General features: G+C 57.0%; 12 protein-coding genes. 7 read left to right on the top strand and 5 right to left on the bottom strand.

What is annotated here, in order from left to right; all coding sequences use genetic code 11:
• The first annotated feature begins 364 nt into the window (after positions 1-364).
• The 3 genes from GSQ92_RS22545 (at position 365) to GSQ92_RS22535 (ending at position 2283) form a co-directional block, all read left to right on the top strand.
• Entirely contained in the window at positions 365-730 is a 366-nt protein-coding gene (locus GSQ92_RS22545) for a hypothetical protein (protein WP_159014064.1), read from the top strand.
• Positions 731-1454: 724 nt separating this feature from the next.
• A complete protein-coding gene (locus GSQ92_RS22540; RefSeq protein WP_216856916.1) occupies positions 1455-1760 on the top strand; it encodes a hypothetical protein in 306 nt (101 codons plus the stop codon).
• Between the two features lie 286 nt (positions 1761-2046).
• The gene (locus GSQ92_RS22535) at positions 2047-2283 is read left to right on the top strand and encodes a CsbD family protein (RefSeq protein WP_159014062.1); all 237 of its coding nucleotides are present in this window, start codon (positions 2047-2049) and stop codon (positions 2281-2283) included.
• Positions 2284-3657: 1374 nt separating this feature from the next.
• Here the strand turns inward: GSQ92_RS22535 and GSQ92_RS22530 are convergent.
• Entirely contained in the window at positions 3658-4182 is a 525-nt protein-coding gene (locus tag GSQ92_RS22530) for a carbonic anhydrase (RefSeq protein WP_216856915.1), read from the bottom strand.
• A gap of 682 nt (positions 4183-4864) precedes the next feature.
• Here GSQ92_RS22530 and GSQ92_RS22525 point away from each other — a divergent pair.
• From GSQ92_RS22525 to GSQ92_RS22510, 4 genes are all read left to right on the top strand, one after another.
• Positions 4865-5749 (top strand): hypothetical protein, encoded by an 885-nt coding sequence (locus GSQ92_RS22525; RefSeq protein WP_159014060.1) that lies wholly within the window; start codon positions 4865-4867, stop codon positions 5747-5749.
• Between the two features lie 472 nt (positions 5750-6221).
• Positions 6222-6953, top strand: coding sequence for a bifunctional 2-polyprenyl-6-hydroxyphenol methylase/3-demethylubiquinol 3-O-methyltransferase UbiG (locus GSQ92_RS22520; protein WP_159014059.1), 732 nt, complete (start codon positions 6222-6224; stop codon positions 6951-6953).
• A 159-nt stretch (positions 6954-7112) separates the two neighbouring features.
• Positions 7113-7898, top strand: coding sequence for a class I SAM-dependent methyltransferase (locus GSQ92_RS22515; protein WP_159014058.1), 786 nt, complete (start codon positions 7113-7115; stop codon positions 7896-7898).
• A gap of 477 nt (positions 7899-8375) precedes the next feature.
• Positions 8376-10088: a hypothetical protein gene (locus GSQ92_RS22510; protein ID WP_159014057.1), complete on the top strand. Its 1713-nt coding sequence runs from the start codon at positions 8376-8378 to the stop codon at positions 10086-10088.
• Between the two features lie 82 nt (positions 10089-10170).
• On the opposite strand, the gene GSQ92_RS22505 is transcribed toward GSQ92_RS22510, so the two are convergent.
• The 4 genes from GSQ92_RS22505 to GSQ92_RS22490 form a co-directional block, all read right to left on the bottom strand.
• Positions 10171-10674 (bottom strand): ferritin-like domain-containing protein, encoded by a 504-nt coding sequence (locus GSQ92_RS22505; RefSeq protein WP_159014056.1) that lies wholly within the window; start codon positions 10672-10674, stop codon positions 10171-10173.
• Between the two features lie 711 nt (positions 10675-11385).
• Positions 11386-13908, bottom strand: a complete 2523-nt coding sequence (locus GSQ92_RS22500) for a hypothetical protein (RefSeq protein ID WP_159014055.1) — start codon at positions 13906-13908, stop codon at positions 11386-11388.
• A 63-nt stretch (positions 13909-13971) separates the two neighbouring features.
• Positions 13972-16191, bottom strand: a complete 2220-nt coding sequence (locus GSQ92_RS22495; RefSeq protein ID WP_159014054.1) for a glycosyltransferase — start codon at positions 16189-16191, stop codon at positions 13972-13974.
• 1033 nt (positions 16192-17224) lie between these two features.
• Entirely contained in the window at positions 17225-18205 is a 981-nt protein-coding gene (locus GSQ92_RS22490; protein ID WP_159014053.1) for a GDP-mannose 4,6-dehydratase, read from the bottom strand.
• Positions 18206-18587: the final 382 nt, after the last annotated feature.

Genomic DNA, 18587 nt, shown 5'->3' with positions numbered 1-18587 from the left:
CTTGCCGCGGAGGTTGTGCGAGCCATCCAGGGGCCAACTACGTCATCCTCGAGGTGCCTCCTATTGACCTCAGGCCGTCGGGCAACACGCGCGATTAATAGTCTATGACGTCGTGACCGGAGCGCGGATCGCCAAGCTTCGCGCCGGCCAGCTCTACACTAGGGCGAGGCGATCAGGATGCGAGAGGCGCGACACAATCAAGATGAGCAAGTAACTCGATGTCCATCCTTAGAACGTTCTAAGGATGAACGCCGCTGGCGGCCCTCCTAGGGCCTAGTTGCGATGCTTGTTAGCAATCCAATTATCGAGCGCCATTGCCTCGTCCCGAGTAAGCAAGCGATGCAAGCACTCGGTCGGCACCCTGGTGGCTGATGTAGCCTCTAACTGTAGCGCCCGTATCGACCTTCTCGATATCGAAATGACCCGGGAAATGGAGGCCTACCTTCGCCGCGGCAGGGTTGACGCAAATCTATCTGACGGGGAACTCGAGGGTCTTTGGACAGCTGCGTTCATGGCTTGGTTCAGAAACCGGGCTGCCGAAGATAGCCTCGGCTACTATGACCTCGATGTAGAATTGGAACTGCGATGCTTGGAGCCGCCGATTGAAGTTGTCCACTCCGAACTGGCACGAGCACACGCGCAACTCTCGGCAAATATGGACGGCGAAAATCCTGCGTCGAACGAGCGACTGTTGACCTTTTTGAAGGCCGCCAACGATACAAGCTTCTAGCCACTGGAACCCGCATCACGCGAGCCGTCGATTTCTGACGACACGACCGCCCTCAGGATCGGTATCCGCCGCTCCCCAAGGAGCAGACGGTAAACAGGCCAGCAGAGGCTCAGATCATCCCCGATCACCACCCAAAGCCGGGCGAGACCAAATCGGAATGGAGGGCGACATGACCCCGGAATTCGCATGTTCCATCAGTTGATGGGCCGCAGTCCGGAACAGCTCTAGGATTTGAGGTACCCGCGTCCAATGGACCGGGTAGTCACATTAGCGAGTAGCGGCTAATCCCCAACTGCATCACGTCTATGTCAAGATCGTCCTCGTATCTGGAACTTCGGACCACGGTCATTGCGTTCGCGCCGTATCGCCCAATTTTCCTCAGTCTTTTTAGCGTCAGGAAGTAAGAATGAGCGACGTTCAGGCGGGCATGCCTCATCGAGTTCCAAGGATATCGCAGATGACCTGGCGGTACTGAGAGGTGACGTTGCGACTCTCATCAAAGATGAAGGACCTGACTATACGAGAGGGAAGTCGGATCGGACAGAACGCAGCCGAAAAGATTAGTGGGAGTACCTCCGATATCTACGGCGGGGTGTCGAAACGAACTCAGCGTTCGGCAGAGGCTGTCTCAGCATGTGCAGGACTGGCTTGTATCCAGTTTGCTGATTGCCTTCGTCGGCGGCTTTGCCGTCTCCAAACTCTTCACCCGCTGAGGACGCATTGAATGCCGTCGATGGGCAGCCTGGTGAAGTTGGGCGCCGCTCTAGCGTTCAATCCAATGACGATGGTGAAGGACGCGCTTGCGTTGGTGCGCCGCACCGCGATCTTGATTGTTTGCGCCCTGATTGCCGGTCTGATCGTCTTGCGGGCGATCGGCTGCCTGATGGCGGCGCTTTGGATTTTTGTGCAGGAACGACTTGGACCTTTCTGGGCTGCCATTATCACAGCGGCGGCAATGCTTCTGCTTGCAATCATTGTGTTGCTGATCGGCATCTTGCAGTCAAAGGCCGGCAAGAAGAAGCAGACATAACGCGATACGACCAGGTCCGTGGCAGCTGTCAGTCTGTCCGCGCTGCCGCCGCCGAAGGCCATGCTTGAGACCAGTCGCTCGGCCTTTCGTCGAAACAAGGGAACGGTCTTGCTGGCTGCTGGAGTGGCGGGCCTACTGTTAGGTCAGGACCTTCTGCGACGCCAGCCGCAGTATGTGATCGAACAAAAGGGGCGAAGGCGTAGGTGAACCGCAACGCCCCCTGTGCAGCGGCGGGCGTTGCTAACGCGATCCCACCCCAGCCAGGGCACTCATCAGGAGATAGGACATGAGCGAGAACAAGTTCAGTGGAACGATCGATGACATCAACGGCAAAGTGCAGGACGCTGCCAGCGGTCTGACCGGCGACACCGGCAACCAAATTCGTGGCAAGGCCAATCAGGCGCGTGGTCAGGCGGAAAACATATTGGGGGATGTCGCAGAGTTGATCCGCGATCAACCTTTGACGGCCGCGCTGGTCATCTTCGGCGTCGCGTATTTGGCGGGACGTCTGCGCCTGCTCTAGGCACGCCTGGACTCTCAACGATCCAGGAGAACGTGCATGACGTCCGCAACACTTCGCTGCCTCCGAGTGGCAGCCATTGCGACGCCACTCGCTCTCGTCGAATGTGGGATGTTTGGCTCTTCCTCGAGTGGCAGTCCCACTAACGGCGGAGCGACCCAAACCACCGGAGCGGGCAGTAACGGCCCTGCCTCTGGCGGCGGCGATAGCCAGCGGGGGTTGCCAGTTATTCTGCGATCGGGATCGAGCAGGCTTGGGAGACCGCCCCCGTGTCACGACCGCTTCTTCGCGCGCACGCGCGACATCCCGGGTAACCCTCAGCCACATTTGACGAAGCGCTTTCGGCGACGCCGGTTTACCGGTCGCGCCGACCAGACCTTCGGCCCCCAGAAGCTCCGCCGCGTTGACCCAACTGCACCTGGGGCTATCGAACTGGGGAGCCAGCTTCGCGTGGTTAGTTAGCAGCCATTTATGAAGGGCCGAACGCCGTGTCGGTCCTCTTGCCTTCAGTTCACGCGTGATCTTCGAGATGTCTGCCGGTGCCATTCCTTGAGGCTGACGCCGTTCGACGCGAGAGGGGAGTAAAAAGTTACCTTCAGGAACGTCTCGTGCACACGTCAGATATGCAAGGTCCACGCATCAACCATACTCCGGCCACGTGATTCCAAAGCTCCCAAAATGCACCCGTCGTGCAGGTAGCCGCACTTTAAGACGTGCAGATTCCGGGGTGATGCGTCCATCGTTCCGATTTGATGGCGCCAACCATTCCGATTTGATCCGCCCGGGTTTGTGGGAGGGTGGGGCATTCGTTGGCTCGATAAGGTCGCTTCACTTTGGAGGGGCCGATGCCAACGGAGAGGATCGCGATGCGCCGAGCGCGCGAGAATAGAGGTTGGGGCTAGACGCCGGCTTGGCGACGCGAGAGGTGGCCCGTCGGACCTGGGTGGCGCCTCGACCCTGCGGGAGATGTTCCATCGGTTTCGGCGTTCTGGCCTTCATGGCCGTTACCGTTGGAGCTGAGCGACGCTCATCTTAAGACCCGTCTCTACGGTCCAGCGGGCACGAAGCAGAGCCACGGCGAAGGGCAATTTCGCTTGGAACTCTCCACCCTAATATCTGCGTACTGTGCCCGTTCATGAACCACGGCTGAGATGCCCTGACTTTGGCGGCTCCACGATCGCGACGGAAGCGGTCGGCTCGACGGGCGACCTCATCCAGCTCACTGAAGGTACGATCATCAACCCTCGTGGGCATGAATCATACCGTGTTACATGATCATCCTCTGTGCGCGCTCACCCCTCGCAATTACATCGAGAGCGCCGGTCTCGTGCTGGCGAAGTCCCGTATGGGTGTCGACGCCGACCACGAGGTCCTGCGCTAGGCCAACAGCGTGACCTTGCCAGTGCCAAGATCGTAGTAGGCCGCAGCGATGCTCAGCTTACCCTGCTTCACCAGATCGGAGAGCACCGGCGACGCGTCGCGCAACAATCCCGCCTGTATCATCGCGTTGACCTTCTCGGCGACGGTCAGGTCGCCATTGGCGCGATCGATTGCCGGCCGGATGAAGCGATAGAGTGTACTGATCTGGCCGGGTACTGCCTTGCCCGCCATCGCGGCTTTCACGGCACCGCATCCGGAATGCGCCAGGACGAGGATGGTCCGAGTCCCCAGCACGGCGGCGCCGTATTCAAGGCTCGCGATGATCTCGGCACTTGCGATATTGCCAGCGACACGGGTGACGAAAACGTGGCCGATGCTCTGATCGAAGACCAGTTCGACAGGCACGCGAGAGTCGGCGCAAGCGAGGACGGCGGCGAAGGGCTCTTGCTTGGCGACCGTGTTCTGCTTGAGGATGTCGAGATCTTCCTGGAACGAGGTCAGCTGCTTGGCGACGAACCGCACGTTCCCATCCATCAGGGCTTTCAGCGCGGCGTTGGGCGAGAGCTTGCTTTGTGCCCGTGCCGCTGGGGCAAACGCAGTTGCTGCGAGCAGACCGCCTGTCCCAAGTAAGGCGGCACGGCGGCTTATCGGTGCTGGGCCGACGCAGCATGAGCACGAAGTTCCAGCGATGTGAGCGGGCATGGCAGTCCTTCTGAACGGAACCTGGCAGACGAAGCCCTAGTCTTGCCTGAACTTTAAGGCAGGAGCGCTCATTGTCAAAGTGAGCTTAAGGGGGAGAGTTGTCGTTACCCTTGCCCTAGCTTGCATAGCAGAAGGCCAAGACAGGGGCCGGGGCATCAGCCACCGAAACACAGCAAGGGGCGGCATATTTATCTGGCAGGGCGCGCAACTGCGAAGCATTCTAGTAGAACATAATCATCTTGGAGATTAAGGACGCAGCGCCAAGATCAGGCCAGTTTTATACGCCGCAGCACGGCAGAGGGAATAGGGGCCGGGTTGCAGCGGCAGGCTCACCATGTGTCTGCTGAGCACGTGGAGAGCCAGCCCAACTTATTTTGATACACAAGTTCCAAAGCGAAGCCGAAGATGAGACGGTCCGTCGTCTTGTTGTCTGATCCGCTCGCACCCAGGGGGAATTGTCCTAGACGCCAATGGCCAGAGCGGTATTACACTCGCGCACAATGTGTCTGGCAACACCGGCTCGACGCAGACACAGCTATATGGCATCCAAGCCGTCAACGGCCAAGACTCGACTGCCGCCAACCTTACTATCGCTCAGGATAACGTGCTTACCGGAAATCAGTCTTCTCCGATCTCAGACACAGGCACTTATAATTCTGTGGCTGACGCTAAACTACCGGCCTCAAGCTACCCCGTTTCAGTCAATGATGCGCCGACTATTGGTGGCGTCACTGCTGCTATCTCCACGACCGATAGCGCGGCGGTCCACCCATTTCAGAATGCCACTATTGCGGATCGCGATTTTGGCGTCATCGATAAGCTTACTGTCACAGTATCGGGCGGTTCCGCCAACGGTATACTCTCCGGAACAGAGATCGCTCAGACTAGCACACCCGGAACTTACACCATTGGGTCAACAAGCGGCGGTACCCCGTCCGCTATGGCAACACTGCTACACGGGGCCGTCTTCACGCCTAACACGAACCCGACAGGAACAGCAGTCGCGACAACCCTTGCTGTGAGTGACATCCAAAGCAGCCCAACAAGCACCACGGCGGTGACATCTAACGCGACTACAACGGTCACGGCAACGACGGGCGGAAACGTGTCTCTGTTCCTTTCAGAAGATGCCTATCAGGGTGATGCCAAATATGCTGTCACGGTTGACGGTAAACAGGTGATCAATGGGGCATCGGCCACCGCCTCAAATGCCGCAGGTCAGGATCAGACGGTGAATCTGCCGGGCATTCTGGCTGCCGGTGCGCATGATGATCGTAACCTCTATCTTAGCGGCATAGGTGTAAACAACACCCCCGTAGCAGGGGCTTCGTATGCCTTTATGAGTGGCGACACCGAGCACTTCTCCATCACGGTACCCCATAGCTGATTGAGGTCCACTTACTGCAGTCGAAGCCTGTGCTGGATATAGTTGAGGGCGGGTTGTCTATCCCGGATGTGCGTCGTCTACCAGCATTCGCCAGCTCGTCGCTATCTCTGCAAGCTCTGATCCAAATGGTTTGCGAGACTATCAGAGGCTCTATCGAGCTTTACACCTCCCATTGAGCAACTTACTCAACCCGCATAGCGCCGCGGCCTAGTCAACGACCAGGATCGTGAGGCATAAATCAGCTGAAGCCGAGAGGCGACTTGTCGAAGTGCCTCCTGCTCCAGTTGCAGACTAGCGGTAACATGGCCAAGTTCATATCGGCCTTCCGAGCAAATTCCCGGCCTGTCGCTGCTCGACTATACCTTTCGCTTACTAATTAGCAACGCGCCTGCCTCACGGGGAGAAAAGAGCGGCTGGCCGAGACCCTCAATAGGTGCCACGATCATAGTGCATCCATAGAAGGCGGCGATTGATGAACACGGCGAAGGAAGCCATCTCGATGGAGAACGCCACGGCCCTTATGAACGGGGTTCGTCATTGGCATCATAGGTTCGAGATCATGCCCGGACTAGTCACGCCAGGGTCCTATGATCCACAAAACCTCTGGAACAAGCTTCGGATTGATAGTGACATCACCGGTCAGCGCGTGTTGGACATCGGCGCCTCAGATGGCTTCTTTACTCTGCGTATAGCGGAACTTGGCGGCGATGTGACGGCTGTAGATTTTCGGTCAAAAGATGGGCATGGGTTCGGCGTGATGGAGAGGATAACAGGCCGCAGCTTCGCCTACGAGCACGCCAATATATTCGACTTGGATACTGAGCGTCTCGGCCGGTTCAATACAGTCCTTTTCTTAGGCGTACTTTACCATCTGCCGGACATGATGAGAGCCTTTCACAAGCTGCGGGCGGTCTGCAGTGGGACTCTCCTCTTGGAAACCCACTGCGACACCACCCTAAGACAGGACGTAGCCATAGCCAGATATTACAAAGGCGACTCGCTCGCCGGGGACCTCACGAACTTCTGGTCGCCTAACCGTTTGTGCGTCGTTGATATGCTAAGCGATGCCGGCTTCGACGTTGTGCGCGACGAAGTATGGGACGATCGCATGTTTGCTGAAGCGCGCGTATCAGATAATCCAAAAGGAAAACATAAAATGGGGGTTGCCTACGGACGGATCCAATCCAAGATTGTAACGGGATAGTTATCCCACCAAATGGGCGCTTACCTAGAGAAATTGCGGGGCGAGCACGGACTCCTTCTGTGCGTAACTCTCAGGCTACCTCTGAGACGTCGTGGGATGATCTATCCAACAGATTGGGCTTAGTCTAAGCGACGTCAGTACCCTCCGCGGAGCCAGCATATGTCCTCGTCAACCGAGCTTCCCATTCCGCCGTTCGAAATGCGACAGCTTGTCGGTCCCACAGACATAGCCGCATTTGGCAATCCGAGTGGAGCGCCAATCTTTGGCCTGGATGAGGCTCGGTTCGAGTCCGTTGGCGATTTTGGCTGCGGTTGTGGACGGCTCGCTCGACAAATGCTCATGCAGCACGCGCGACCACGGCGTTATGTCGGCTTTGATCTTCACCCTGGCATGGTTCGTTGGTGCCAGCAGAATCTTGCTCCGCATGCAACTGCGTTCAGTTTCACCCATCACGACGTCGATAATAAGTCATTCAACCCCGGCGAGGGGAAACCGGCAGTCCTGCCGATGCCAGCAGATGATGGAGCGTTCAGTTTGGTGATCGCGCTGTCAGTCTTCACCCATACAATTGAGTCGCATGCCGAGTATTATTTACGAGAAGTATCGCGCGTCCTTCGTGATGACGGTGAGCTTGCAGCCAGTTTCTTCCTATTCGACAAGAAATACTTCCCTATGATGCATGATTTCCAGAACGCGCTCTACATCAATCTCGATGATCCGTGGAACGCTGTTATTTTTGATCGCGGGTGGCTGGAATGCACATTGCGCGACCTTGGCCTCGGGATCGTCCGCGCCCAGCCGCCAGGGGTGCGTGGACATCAGTGGCTTTTGCATATCCGGTCGATCGCGGCGGGTCAGCCCATTGTTACCCTGCCGGATGATGAGGGGCCTTTCGGACGCATCCCCCCTCCCATGCCAATCGCAGACCCTTCTACTGTAGGGTAATCGCTATCTGCGCGCAGGTTGGGGTCTCGACCCGTCGAGCTAAGCAGCAGCAGCCAGCCCCTAGCTCGGGCGCCAAGCGATGCATCGCCGACCTTCCCGATTATTAAATCGCGTCGTGCTAAACTTGACGCCTCATCATTACTGTAGGTGTCGGCCAATGGCCGCAAGAGAACCCCTTCAGCGATGCCAGGCTGCTTCCATAGCCTAAGCCCGTGCACTTACTGGAGGTCCTTCGCGCCCGGAGAGGAACGTACGAAAAGGGCGCAGCGGTGTAGCGGAAACTGTGCAAATGTAGAGCTTAGCGTTTGTAAAGCTTAGCGTTGAACGATATGTGTCGAAAGAAGATAGCTCAGTCAAATGTCGATGTCGAAACGTCAATAGAGACTAATGTCGCGACCTCTCGGTGATAGGAAGTTCATCCCCCGCCGCTGCACCGAGTGGTCCATTAATACTATCTGAACTCGCTAGGGTATACACATGATATGGACCAGACTGGCTTCCTTTAGCAAGAAGCCGCTTTTCTGGCTCTTCGTCCTGAGTGCTTGCCTCGGTTCTAACTGGGCGTTCTTTCGTATTCAATTTCACACCGGATTTCATTTAGTGTTCGGCGATCGGACAGACGGTCTGATAGAAATCACGATACTTGAACATTGGTGGAATTTCCTACGGGGTCTCTCCCATTGGAACAAGGGCTTCTTTTTCTACCCGATTCGTGATTCAATTGGATATAACGATGCCTATTTTCTGTATGGTCTAACATATTCGTTCTTTCGCTTTCTTAAAGCGGATCCGCTGCTTTCATCGGATCTCACGAACTTAACAATAAAAGTCATTGGCTTCTTTGGATGCTACGGTCTTCTGCGCGTCATCAGGATGCCGGTGCTGACAAGCGCACTTGGTGCAACTTTGTTCACTTTATCCAACAATACGTATGTCAATGCCTATCATGCCCAGCTTTTAAGCGTGGCGTTCCTGCCCTGTCTGATTATCATTCTATTTCGAGCCCTTGGCGCGATCAAACGAGACTCCCCCATAGGCATATTCTTCTGGGGAGCGACGGGCGCATTGTTCTATTGTCTGTGGCTGATAACAACGTTTTACACTGCGTGGTTTTCCGCCTTCTTCGCCGTTTTCTTCGCTGTCGCGCTTCTCATTCAAAGGCTGCATAAGCCGTTACCATGGCCACAATGGTGGAAATCGGAGAAATTGTTCAGACTCCAGCTGCCCGTTGTCGGAGTGGGCGTAGTTGCGCTGGTTGGTCTCCTTCCCTTTCTCCGAATCTACCTTCCAACGGCCTCCGAGACGGGCATGCACCCCGTCTCGGAGGTTATGCAGTTTTCACCCTCTTTAATTGACATAATGAATGTTGGCTCACGCAACTGGTTATACGGGCAACTCGACCGCGGCATTTCTAGTCTTCTGGGGGCTGAGTTCCCGCTTTCCGGCGAGCATGTGATGGGGATGCCTCCAGGGCTTCTCTTGCTTGCAGCGATCGGCAGTCTTCTGACAGCCCTTAAAAGCGGTAGTCAACGGCGCGTGTGGATTGCCTTGAGTTTCACGACGCTTCTGACGTGGCTCTTCACGATTCATGTCTACGGCATGAGTGTCTGGCCTCTGTTTTACGCGTATTTTCCGGCAGCTAAGGCGGTCCGCGTCATTTCAAGATATGAAATAATTCTCGTACTTCCCATAATCATGCTCGCAATGGAAGCTGTGCGGCGGCTCACAGCCGCAACTCCCGAAGGGTCAACGCGCCAGCTCCTCGGGCGATACGCTATAGGCGCAATCCTCGGCCTTTTCCTGATTGCGGAAGAAATTAACTGCTCCTGGCCGGTAGCGTTGCAACGCCCCCAGGAAATGGTGCGTGTCTATAGTGTGCCGCCGATGCCATCTTACTGCCGCGCTTTCTTTGCGCTTAACGAGCGGCCTGGGCCACCCCTAGAACCTTCGCTAATCGATGCATTTTACAGCAACAATGTGGATTCAATGTTCATAGCAGAGGTTCGTGGCATGCCGACACTCAACGGAATGGCGAGCTTCTTTCCGAAGGGTTGGGATCTCACAAGCCCTAAGGCTTCTGACTACTTGATGCGGGTGAACGCCTACCTAGAGGCAAAGCATATAGGCCAGGTCTGTGCACTGGATCTTATGACGTTGAAGTGGGTTGGACAGCCGAGCGGCCGGAAATAGCTGCCGCTTGGCATACTGCTTCAGTGGGCGTCAGAACTAGCCCGCCACTATCGGCAGGCTAGTTCTGTTCAGAAGGGCGGTCCTACGCTGCCTTTGCAGAGACTGCAGCTTGGTCTCGCTCCGCTATCTGGGAGAGCAGAGCGTCGGCCTTTTTTTCCTCTTCTAACGTCTCGCCCAACAACTTCTCCACATCTGAGAGGCCAAGTTTCTTGGCCCAGGCCTTGAGCGTGCCATACCGTGCCATTTCGTAATGTTCGATAGCTTGGCCGCACCCGATTAACACGGCATCCGACGCCTCAGTTGACGCAAACTCCTCTAAATCCTCTTCCATTTCGGAAGTGATTCCCTGCATGGCCTCGCATGTTTTGGCACGGGCGGGTTTTCCGATGAGCTCAAAGATCTGGGTGAGCCGCTCAACTTGGTGCGCGCTCTCCTCGGCATGGTTCTCAAAAGCGTTCTTAAGCTCCGATGCTTTCGCAGCTTTAGCCGACTTCTTCAGCGCCCGGACAGATTGCTTTTCCGCATAGAACACGTCCTTCAGCGTTTCATAGAAGGCGTCAGATAAGGTCTTTTCTTTGGTTGCCATATTGCTACGTCCTTGTTTGAAGGGCCTTAGGCCCGGGCGCTGTTCAGTTCGGGTTTGGCGCCTTAGATGCAAGGGGTAGCCACCAGAGACATCATGTCACGAAACGCGGCGCAGATACCAAATGTTGATACCGGAGTGAATTCACGCGGCATTGACACCAAAGGCCGCTCCGTCGATAGCTCCCGCCATACCTTCGTGGTGAGAACGGAGTGCCGCTAGGACCACCTCAGCACAAGGTCGAGACAGGGCAGGTTGCCGTCTCTTACCGTATAAAGCCGCCGTCAAGAAAGCTAATCCTACCCATAGCATCTTGTCGCTTCCTCTGGGATGGGTCGCTCTATGCTCTGTGCACATCGCCACCGGGTGATTGGATGAATGGGTGAAGGGGCCAGTGATCGTTATCGGCCAGGATCGGCGCCGTAGTCATGCTTGTCGGCGTCGCCGGTATCACATGAGCCTCGTACTCGCGGCTGTTATCCACGATCTGGTGCGGCAGATCGTGCCCGTCTGACCCGGCTGCGTCTGCGTAAAGTTTGTAAAAAGGAAAGAGCCCTTAATCTGAACTACCTTATTGCTGGCGAGCATTGGAAGCCGGCGAGGCTTGCATCCGACCTACAACATGGGTTTTGGCATGTGGTCCAACGACTAAGCCACTTGCCAATCCCCTCGATTACCGAGGCTCTCAAACGAGCCTTAGGCTACGAACGCGGCTCAGGGTTTCTCGATAAGAGCGTAGCAGCTGCCCAGGTCCTCCTCCCGCGTGTTGCCTTCTAGAAGATTGAAGTGGCTATCGATGACTTTCCATCTCTTCGAAGCCAGATGCCGTTCGAATGAACTCCGGCTATATCTAGATCCCCAAGTCCATCCAGGAGCCGGAGTCTCAAAATAGTCCACATCATTATTCGCGATCGAGACAACTGTCTGTACCACCAGAAACCGCCTCGCAAGCCTGTAGGACTTTTCCAGAATTTCATCGGGGTTACTGACATGGTAAAGACCCCCGACGTTCGCGACAATATCCACCTGCTCCAGCTGATCAATGTCAGCGACATCCATCTTCTTCAGGCTGACATTTAAGCCCAATCTCTCCGCGATTTCGGTCATAACGCCGGATTGGTCATCCCGATCGTTGTCGACGCCGTAGCTGCTTGTGGCTCCTAGATGGATCGCGCTCATCGCGAAGAAGCCATCGGCACAAAACAGTTCCGCGAACGAGACTTGATCAGCAATCGTTTTCTTGCATTTTGCGATTGCGAACTGGATGTAAGCAAGAATAATAGGCTGCTTACTCAATTGGTTGCGCGCATAAATTCCGGGGATTTGATGGTTCTCGACACCAAATAGCGCATAGGAGTGATATACGGCGGGCAAGTCGTCCAGCACTCTGAGTCTTACCGGTTTGCGGTTCGGCATTCTGATCTCCGGTCTCGGATTATTCAGGTCGGGGCGCAAGGGAGTTAGGTCAATGGAACCGCGCCGCTCTGTAGCGTCTTCGCCGCGAACCAGCGCTCTGAGCGCACCACCCAAGCCAATCTGATTCAGCGCGAGCATGCGCAACGGCGCCAGACCGGCGGACTGCTCGTGGGCTAAAGCCTGAAACAAGTTGTCCCCGTATGAGGATAACGCGTCATTGCAATAAGCTTCCGCTCCAGCGAAAATAGTTTGAAGTTCGAGAACCTGCTTCTGCGTAACATCGCAATCTAAGAAGACTGGTGCGGGATGACCTGTCGCATCAAGAGAGAAATGTGAAACTGGGCCATGTGGCGAAGTGAATAGCGCTTGAAGAAGCTTCCGCTCGGTTGGGCCGAACTTAGGTTGGCCACTACCATGAAAGCCGGCATCGTCGTGGAAGCAGCTAATGGCCAATCCCCCGGTTACCTCTCCATTTTTATCCGCTTGGTCGCTCGTCAAGTAGAGCCCGAGCAACGGACGTCCTATGAGTTCCTGCAGCGCCTCCTGCGCTAATGCCGAGGTCTCGAGGTCGATCAATCCCACAGTGTCGTTGTCATTCAGCTCCAAGCTCCGCCAATAAGCCAAGAAGTCCACGGGATTGGGCTCGGCCTGCTCGACGATCTCCGGTTCGGGCTTGCGGAGAACCTCCTCTACGTGGTCACCATCCTTGGTAAGGGAAACCTCGGCTGTAAGCGGAACACTCGACGGTCTGGCTCTGGCCAGGATTCGTGTCGTGTCGAAGTCCAATACTTGTGATGCCGCAAGCACGAGCCGTGGCGGCACATAGACGTACTCCCCTTCTGGGAGATGATCGCGATGTAGCCTTGACTTCAGTCGGTTATATACGTTCCGCAGGAAATATCCTTCGCGCGAGGCGAAGAGCAACCGGCCGCAGTGCGATAGCGCCACCACGTTGAATAGCCATGCCATGAAGCCTAGCAACAGAGGGCCCAAGACGAGATAACCGAACTCAGATTCGGTAGTGATCGAGATCATCTGGCCTTGCTGGACGCCGTAGACGTGGCCAGCGATCCGCTTGGAGAATGGGGACAAGATTAATTCGCTCCTCCAGTCACAGCTGCCCTCCGAATCTGCGAAGGCGACCCTCCGCCAATTTGCCAAAGTGATCACCGCACAGTTGCAATCACGCTGCCATGCACCATCACCGGCCAGCGCCCAATCGCCGGTAATCAGCAGAATGGCCCCGAGCGCCACAGCTTCCTTCGCGGCCACGACGGCACCAAATCCAGCCGGATCCGCCTTGGGAGACCGTTCATCGGACAGATATACGTAGTCAAAATGCTGCAGTAGATTGCAGGCCTTCAGAACATCCATCACATATGCACGCGGAACCCGCGCGTCGGTGACTACGATCTTTCTCTTCGTTTGGTGCGCCGCGTAATCGACCAGAGCCACAACGTCGAGACGGGGTGCCGGAGCACTGAGTTCTATCTTGAGTTCAAGCGCTAAAGCCCGCGATATCACGGTGCTAGACCAGACTTCATCCGACGGAAAGCAGGCATAGATTAGGCTGCGATCGAGAGTCTCTTCTTGCCCCGACGTCATCCGTGCCACCCGCTCCGCCCGCTTACGACGGTCAACGAAGCCCGTGAGCCTTTTATCCTGCTGCCGCAGCAGAAAGCCGACATAGCTCAGTACGGCCTCGCCACTCGCCGCTCGCCGCATTATTAAAGCATCGAAATCGAAAGCTACGACCTCGGCACTGTTGATTAGGCGGATGGCCTGATCCAGGGAACGAAGAGAATGCAACACGCGTTTCAACGCCTCGCCAGCAATAATTTCTCGCCAGCCCGTGAGAGCGAGCCGCGTCTGTGCCAGGCTTTCTCAACGAACCGATGCATCGGCTAGCCTGCGCACATGGGAACTAAAGCGGCTTGTAGAGAAGTCAGCCGCCCGGTGGCCTGCCGCGCGACCGATCGCTTTCCGGAAGGACTCGTTTTCGCGGATTAGTCGGTGCGTCTGCTTCGCCAAGCTCTCTATGGAGGAATAGAGAAAGCCGTCAACTCCGTCAGTGATAATTTCACGAGGTCCGCCTGAGTCATAGGCGAACACGACGCAGGCAGCGGACATCGCCTCGACCAGGCTGATGCCGAAATGCTCCGCCTTCTCTGGCTCCCGCTCTAAATCGGCGCCAAGACCGGTGCCATGCCAATAGATCTCGGCCTTCTGGTAAAGGCCAACCAGATCCTCTGGCGTAACATTGACATGGAAAAACACTGGCAGACCATTTGCAAGACGCCGCAGCTTCGCGAGATAGTCGATATCCTCCATCGTTGGCATCGAAGAGCCGGCCAAATGCAGCTCGAGTCGGTCTTCCTTGGGAAGAAGCTCGACGACGGCGCGGAAGGCGGCAATCAAGAGATCCTGCCGCTTGCTGTGGCCGCCGACAAAAAAACGACCCACATTCAGGATCATGTTTGGCTGCTTTTGCTGCCCCTGAGTGGTTTCCGAGCTACCAACGAACGGCACCGGGGGATAGAGCACTTCGACTGGACGCGACGGCAGGTAGTTCGCCCTAAGAGCTGCTGTGATGTGCGTCCTAGCATAATCCGAATAGGCGATGATGGAACCATAGCCGTCGAGTGACCCTTGCGCCATGTCATGCGATGAGATCGCAAAGGGAAACTGGCAGAGATAAATCGAGTTCGGTGCACGCGCATCGATTGGCGGTATGATGTGATTACCCATCGTGAGCATAAAGCTCGGCGCTGTCTTACACGGGGAGTCGTCCAAAGTCTCGAGTCGGCACTGCGACAGGTCAATGCCGAATTCGCGCCCAAGATTATCGAGGCGCAGATAGCTATAGGGATGCGGCGTGACAATGGCTACGTCCAGGCTCGAGGACAGGGCCGCAGCGAAGCTGAGAAGGTAACGCTCTCCGCCGCCTGGCGTCAGAAGGTAGGGCGTGTAAAGAATAGCTCTCTTTCTTGAGTGAGACGTATCGCCACCCGGTCGCAGCCGGGTGCCACACTGTACGATGGTCCTCCCAATCCGTTGCAGATCGGCAGTAGACCGGCTCTCCAAGTAGTGGCTCCAGCGCGCAACGAATTTCCTGTGGCTAAGGTCGTACAACGCCATACGCCGTGCCTCGGCTTCACTCGACATTGGGACGCTTTCGTCATGGATAACGCGCGCCTCCGGGCAATAGAGGCTCTGTTGCCCCAACGCGAGAATCTTGAGACAGAGATCGAAATCCTCATAACCCGCGGGCTCGTAGGCGAGATCGAAGCCGCCTGCCTGCAGATAGAGTGCCCGTGGCATCAACAGCGTGGCAGCGGCAACCGCGTCAACGGTTCGAGGAGCAAGGAAAGCTGCGGCGTCGCTGGCATGTCCCCGCCCGAGCCTCACGGGATAGCCGAGGACATCAATCATCGTCCCCGCTTCTCGGATTGAGCCGTCGGTATTGAGGACGAGCGGTCCGACCACGCCGCCTTTTGCCTCATCCACGAGAGTATCTCGCAAGGCGCGCAGCCATCCCGGCTGCACGGCGGCGTCATTGTGCAGGAGGCACAGAAAGGTGCCGGTCGCCTGTTCGGCGGCGATATTATTCGCCTCACCGAAGAAGCGATTGCAGCCAAGATCCACTATGCGGACTCCGAGACCGAGGCAGCGCAGCAACGCTACTTCACCGCTGCCGCTGCCGTTGTCAACGATCAGGATCTCGTAGTGTAAACCTTCAGTATTTGCCCAGATAGAGCGCACACATTCCACTGTGCGCGGACCTGCGTGCCAGTTTACGATGATGATCGAGACCTCGGGATCGGTCTCCGTACACCAGATTCGGGCACGCTCAAAGGCCGCCATGGCGGCGATCGGCCGCTGATCTACGAACACGCGGCGGGCGAGGGGTCTTGAGGTGGGATCTTCCGACCGATCAAGCAGCAGTACGGTCCGTATAGCGTCGTAAAGACCCGGTATAGCCGTACCGATGGACAGAATGACGATCTCGCCGGCCACAGGCCACCCTGACAACACGACAAACTTGTGTAACTGATCTTGGATCATCGCATTTGGCACGAAGACGCGGTGCGCCAGGGACAGCACTATTCGCAGATCATCTAGGAAAGCATCTCGTTGGAGCGGCGGAACGCCGCTCGGTCGCTCTATCGGACCAAGGTGGTGGAGCAGGACGCTGACATGCACACCCTCGCTCGCCAGCCGTCGAAAAAGATTGACATGATTCAGATCGCCAATGATGCTCGCGAAGAGCACATGATCCTCGGCCATAGGCACTGACCGCGAGGTGGCCATCGCCGCTAAATTCGCGACGGCTGTGATGAAATCGGCGACGCTTCCTTCGTCGACGTGCGAGGCGAAATTGAGCATCGCTTCGAGGGGGACGAATTCTCCAGCAAAGAGGTAGAGGGCAGGCGTGGCTGGAACAGGGTTTTCGGCCCGTTGGACATCTGCTCGGGCGGGCAAGAGGGGAAGCGGCAAGCCTCGTTCGCGTCGCAGAGACCGCAGCGCGGCCAGGCGCTGCGGAATTCTGTGCGGTGTCATCAGCCAATAGGCCAGCTTCATCATCCGCCGTAAAGAACGTCCGAACCCCGGTAGACGGGAGGCAACCGTCCGAAGCGGAGCTGTGATCCGCCAACTGGAGGAGGCGAGAAGAGCGTTTTTTGACCTGCGCAGCGACAGAACCTCGTCTGCGGCGAGACGAGCCTCGTTCGTGGCTTGCTCAAAATCCCGCTTCAGACCCGCTTGCTCGGCAAGCTGACACCGGAGATCGGCGGCCTGTGATGCAGTTTTGTCGAGCTTGACCTCTAGCTTCTCGCGACGCGATTCGCTTTCCGCAAGGAGTGCCGCAAGGCTCGTCTTCTCGGCGTGCTCCGCGCGGAGCCATGTATTTTGTTGCGCAATAACACCATCATCGGCGATGAGCTCCGCGAGTTTCGCCCGTAGATAGTCACGTTCCACTCGTAGGAGCGCAGCGGCCTGAGTTGCCGCTGCGTCGCGGCCGGGCTCGCTAATGCGAGGGAAAACCTGCTCGGCCATGGCTAAGCCGCGAAGGCGGCCGCGGCGGTGTGCCGGCAAACCGACCCTTTTCGCGTGGGGACCTGCGGCACCCGCATCGTTCTTAACTCACCCGCCTGCGATGGCGCGCGAGGTCGGCTTCCACCATCTCGGCCGCCAGATCTTCGAGCGAGACTTCCGCCTGCCAGCCGAGCCGCTCGCGGGCCTTCGTGGCATCGCCGTGTAGCACGTCAACTTCCGCTGGGCGCATCAACGTGGTGGAAGTGCGCACATGACGTTCCGCCTCCAGCCCTGCACAGGCGAAAGCAATGCGGCAGAATTCTCGGATCGTCGTTGTGCGACCCGTCGCGACGACATAATCATCGGGCTGGTCCTGCTGTAGCATGAGCCACATGGCGCGGACATAGTCCCGCGCATGGCCCCAATCGCGGCGGGCTTCGAGATTGCCGAGCTGCAATTCCTCGGCTAGTCCGAGCTTGATCCGCGCCACGCCATCCGTGATCTTGCGCGTCACGAATTCGATGCCACGCAACGGGCTCTCATGATTGAAGAGAATTCCCGAACTCGCGTGCAGTCCGAAGCTCTCGCGGTAATTGACGGTCATCGTATGAGCGTAGAGCTTGGCGCAAGCATAGGGGCTGCGCGGATAGAAGGGTGTCCGCTCATTCTGGATCTCCGACTGGATAAGGCCATACATCTCGGAGCTTGAGGCCTGGTAGAAGCGCGCCTGAGGTCGGATGATGCGCACCGCCTCAAGCACATTGGCGGCCCCGAGCCCGGTGACGGCGCCGGTCAGCAGAGGCTGCTGCCAAGAGGCCGCCACAAAGCTCTGCGCCGCGAGGTTATAGACCTCGTCTGGGGCGACATCTTGGATTATCCGGATCAGGCTGGAGAGGTCGGAAAGATTACCGTCGATGAGTTCGACTTTGTCGAGAATCCCAAGCCAGCGCAGCCGCTCGCCAATCACATCCGAGGAGGCGGAGCGCCGCAGTAGTCCGACCACCCGATAGCCTTTCGCGAGCAGAAGCTGAGCGAGATACCCACCATCCTGGCCGGTAATTCCTGTGACGAGAGCCGTAGTCATATCGACGTTATTCCTTACGTTACCGCATCCTGTTCGCTACCTATGCCGCAAAGCTCGGATAGAGAGCCGTAACAACCCAATGCCGCGCGAGCATTGGGACGGCAACAGTATTCGGGTCACGTAGCCTTGTGTCTGGCGACTGGGTGGCGCTCAGCCTGCGTAGGAATTATATTTGATGGTTGGTTTGAGCCAGCTCCGCAAGCCTTCACCGGCAGTCGAGGGGCGAGGTTCAGATGGCTGGCCGGCGCTGTGCTTCTGCACATGCAGCCGCAGCCGGCGGTCCACCGCGGTCTCTTTAGTCGGAGCAGCTGGCCGAAGAAGACCCCCTTGTACAGAGCTAGCAGCATTCCGACCCGACTGGCCGGAATGCGCGCAATCTGCT

Origin of the sequence: Acidisoma sp. S159 (assembly GCF_009766125.1) — a bacterium.
In the GTDB taxonomy this organism is placed as follows: domain Bacteria; phylum Pseudomonadota; class Alphaproteobacteria; order Acetobacterales; family Acetobacteraceae; genus Acidisoma.
The sequence above is the reverse complement of the archived record's forward strand: the minus strand, read 5'-3'. Positions and strand labels throughout refer to the sequence as shown.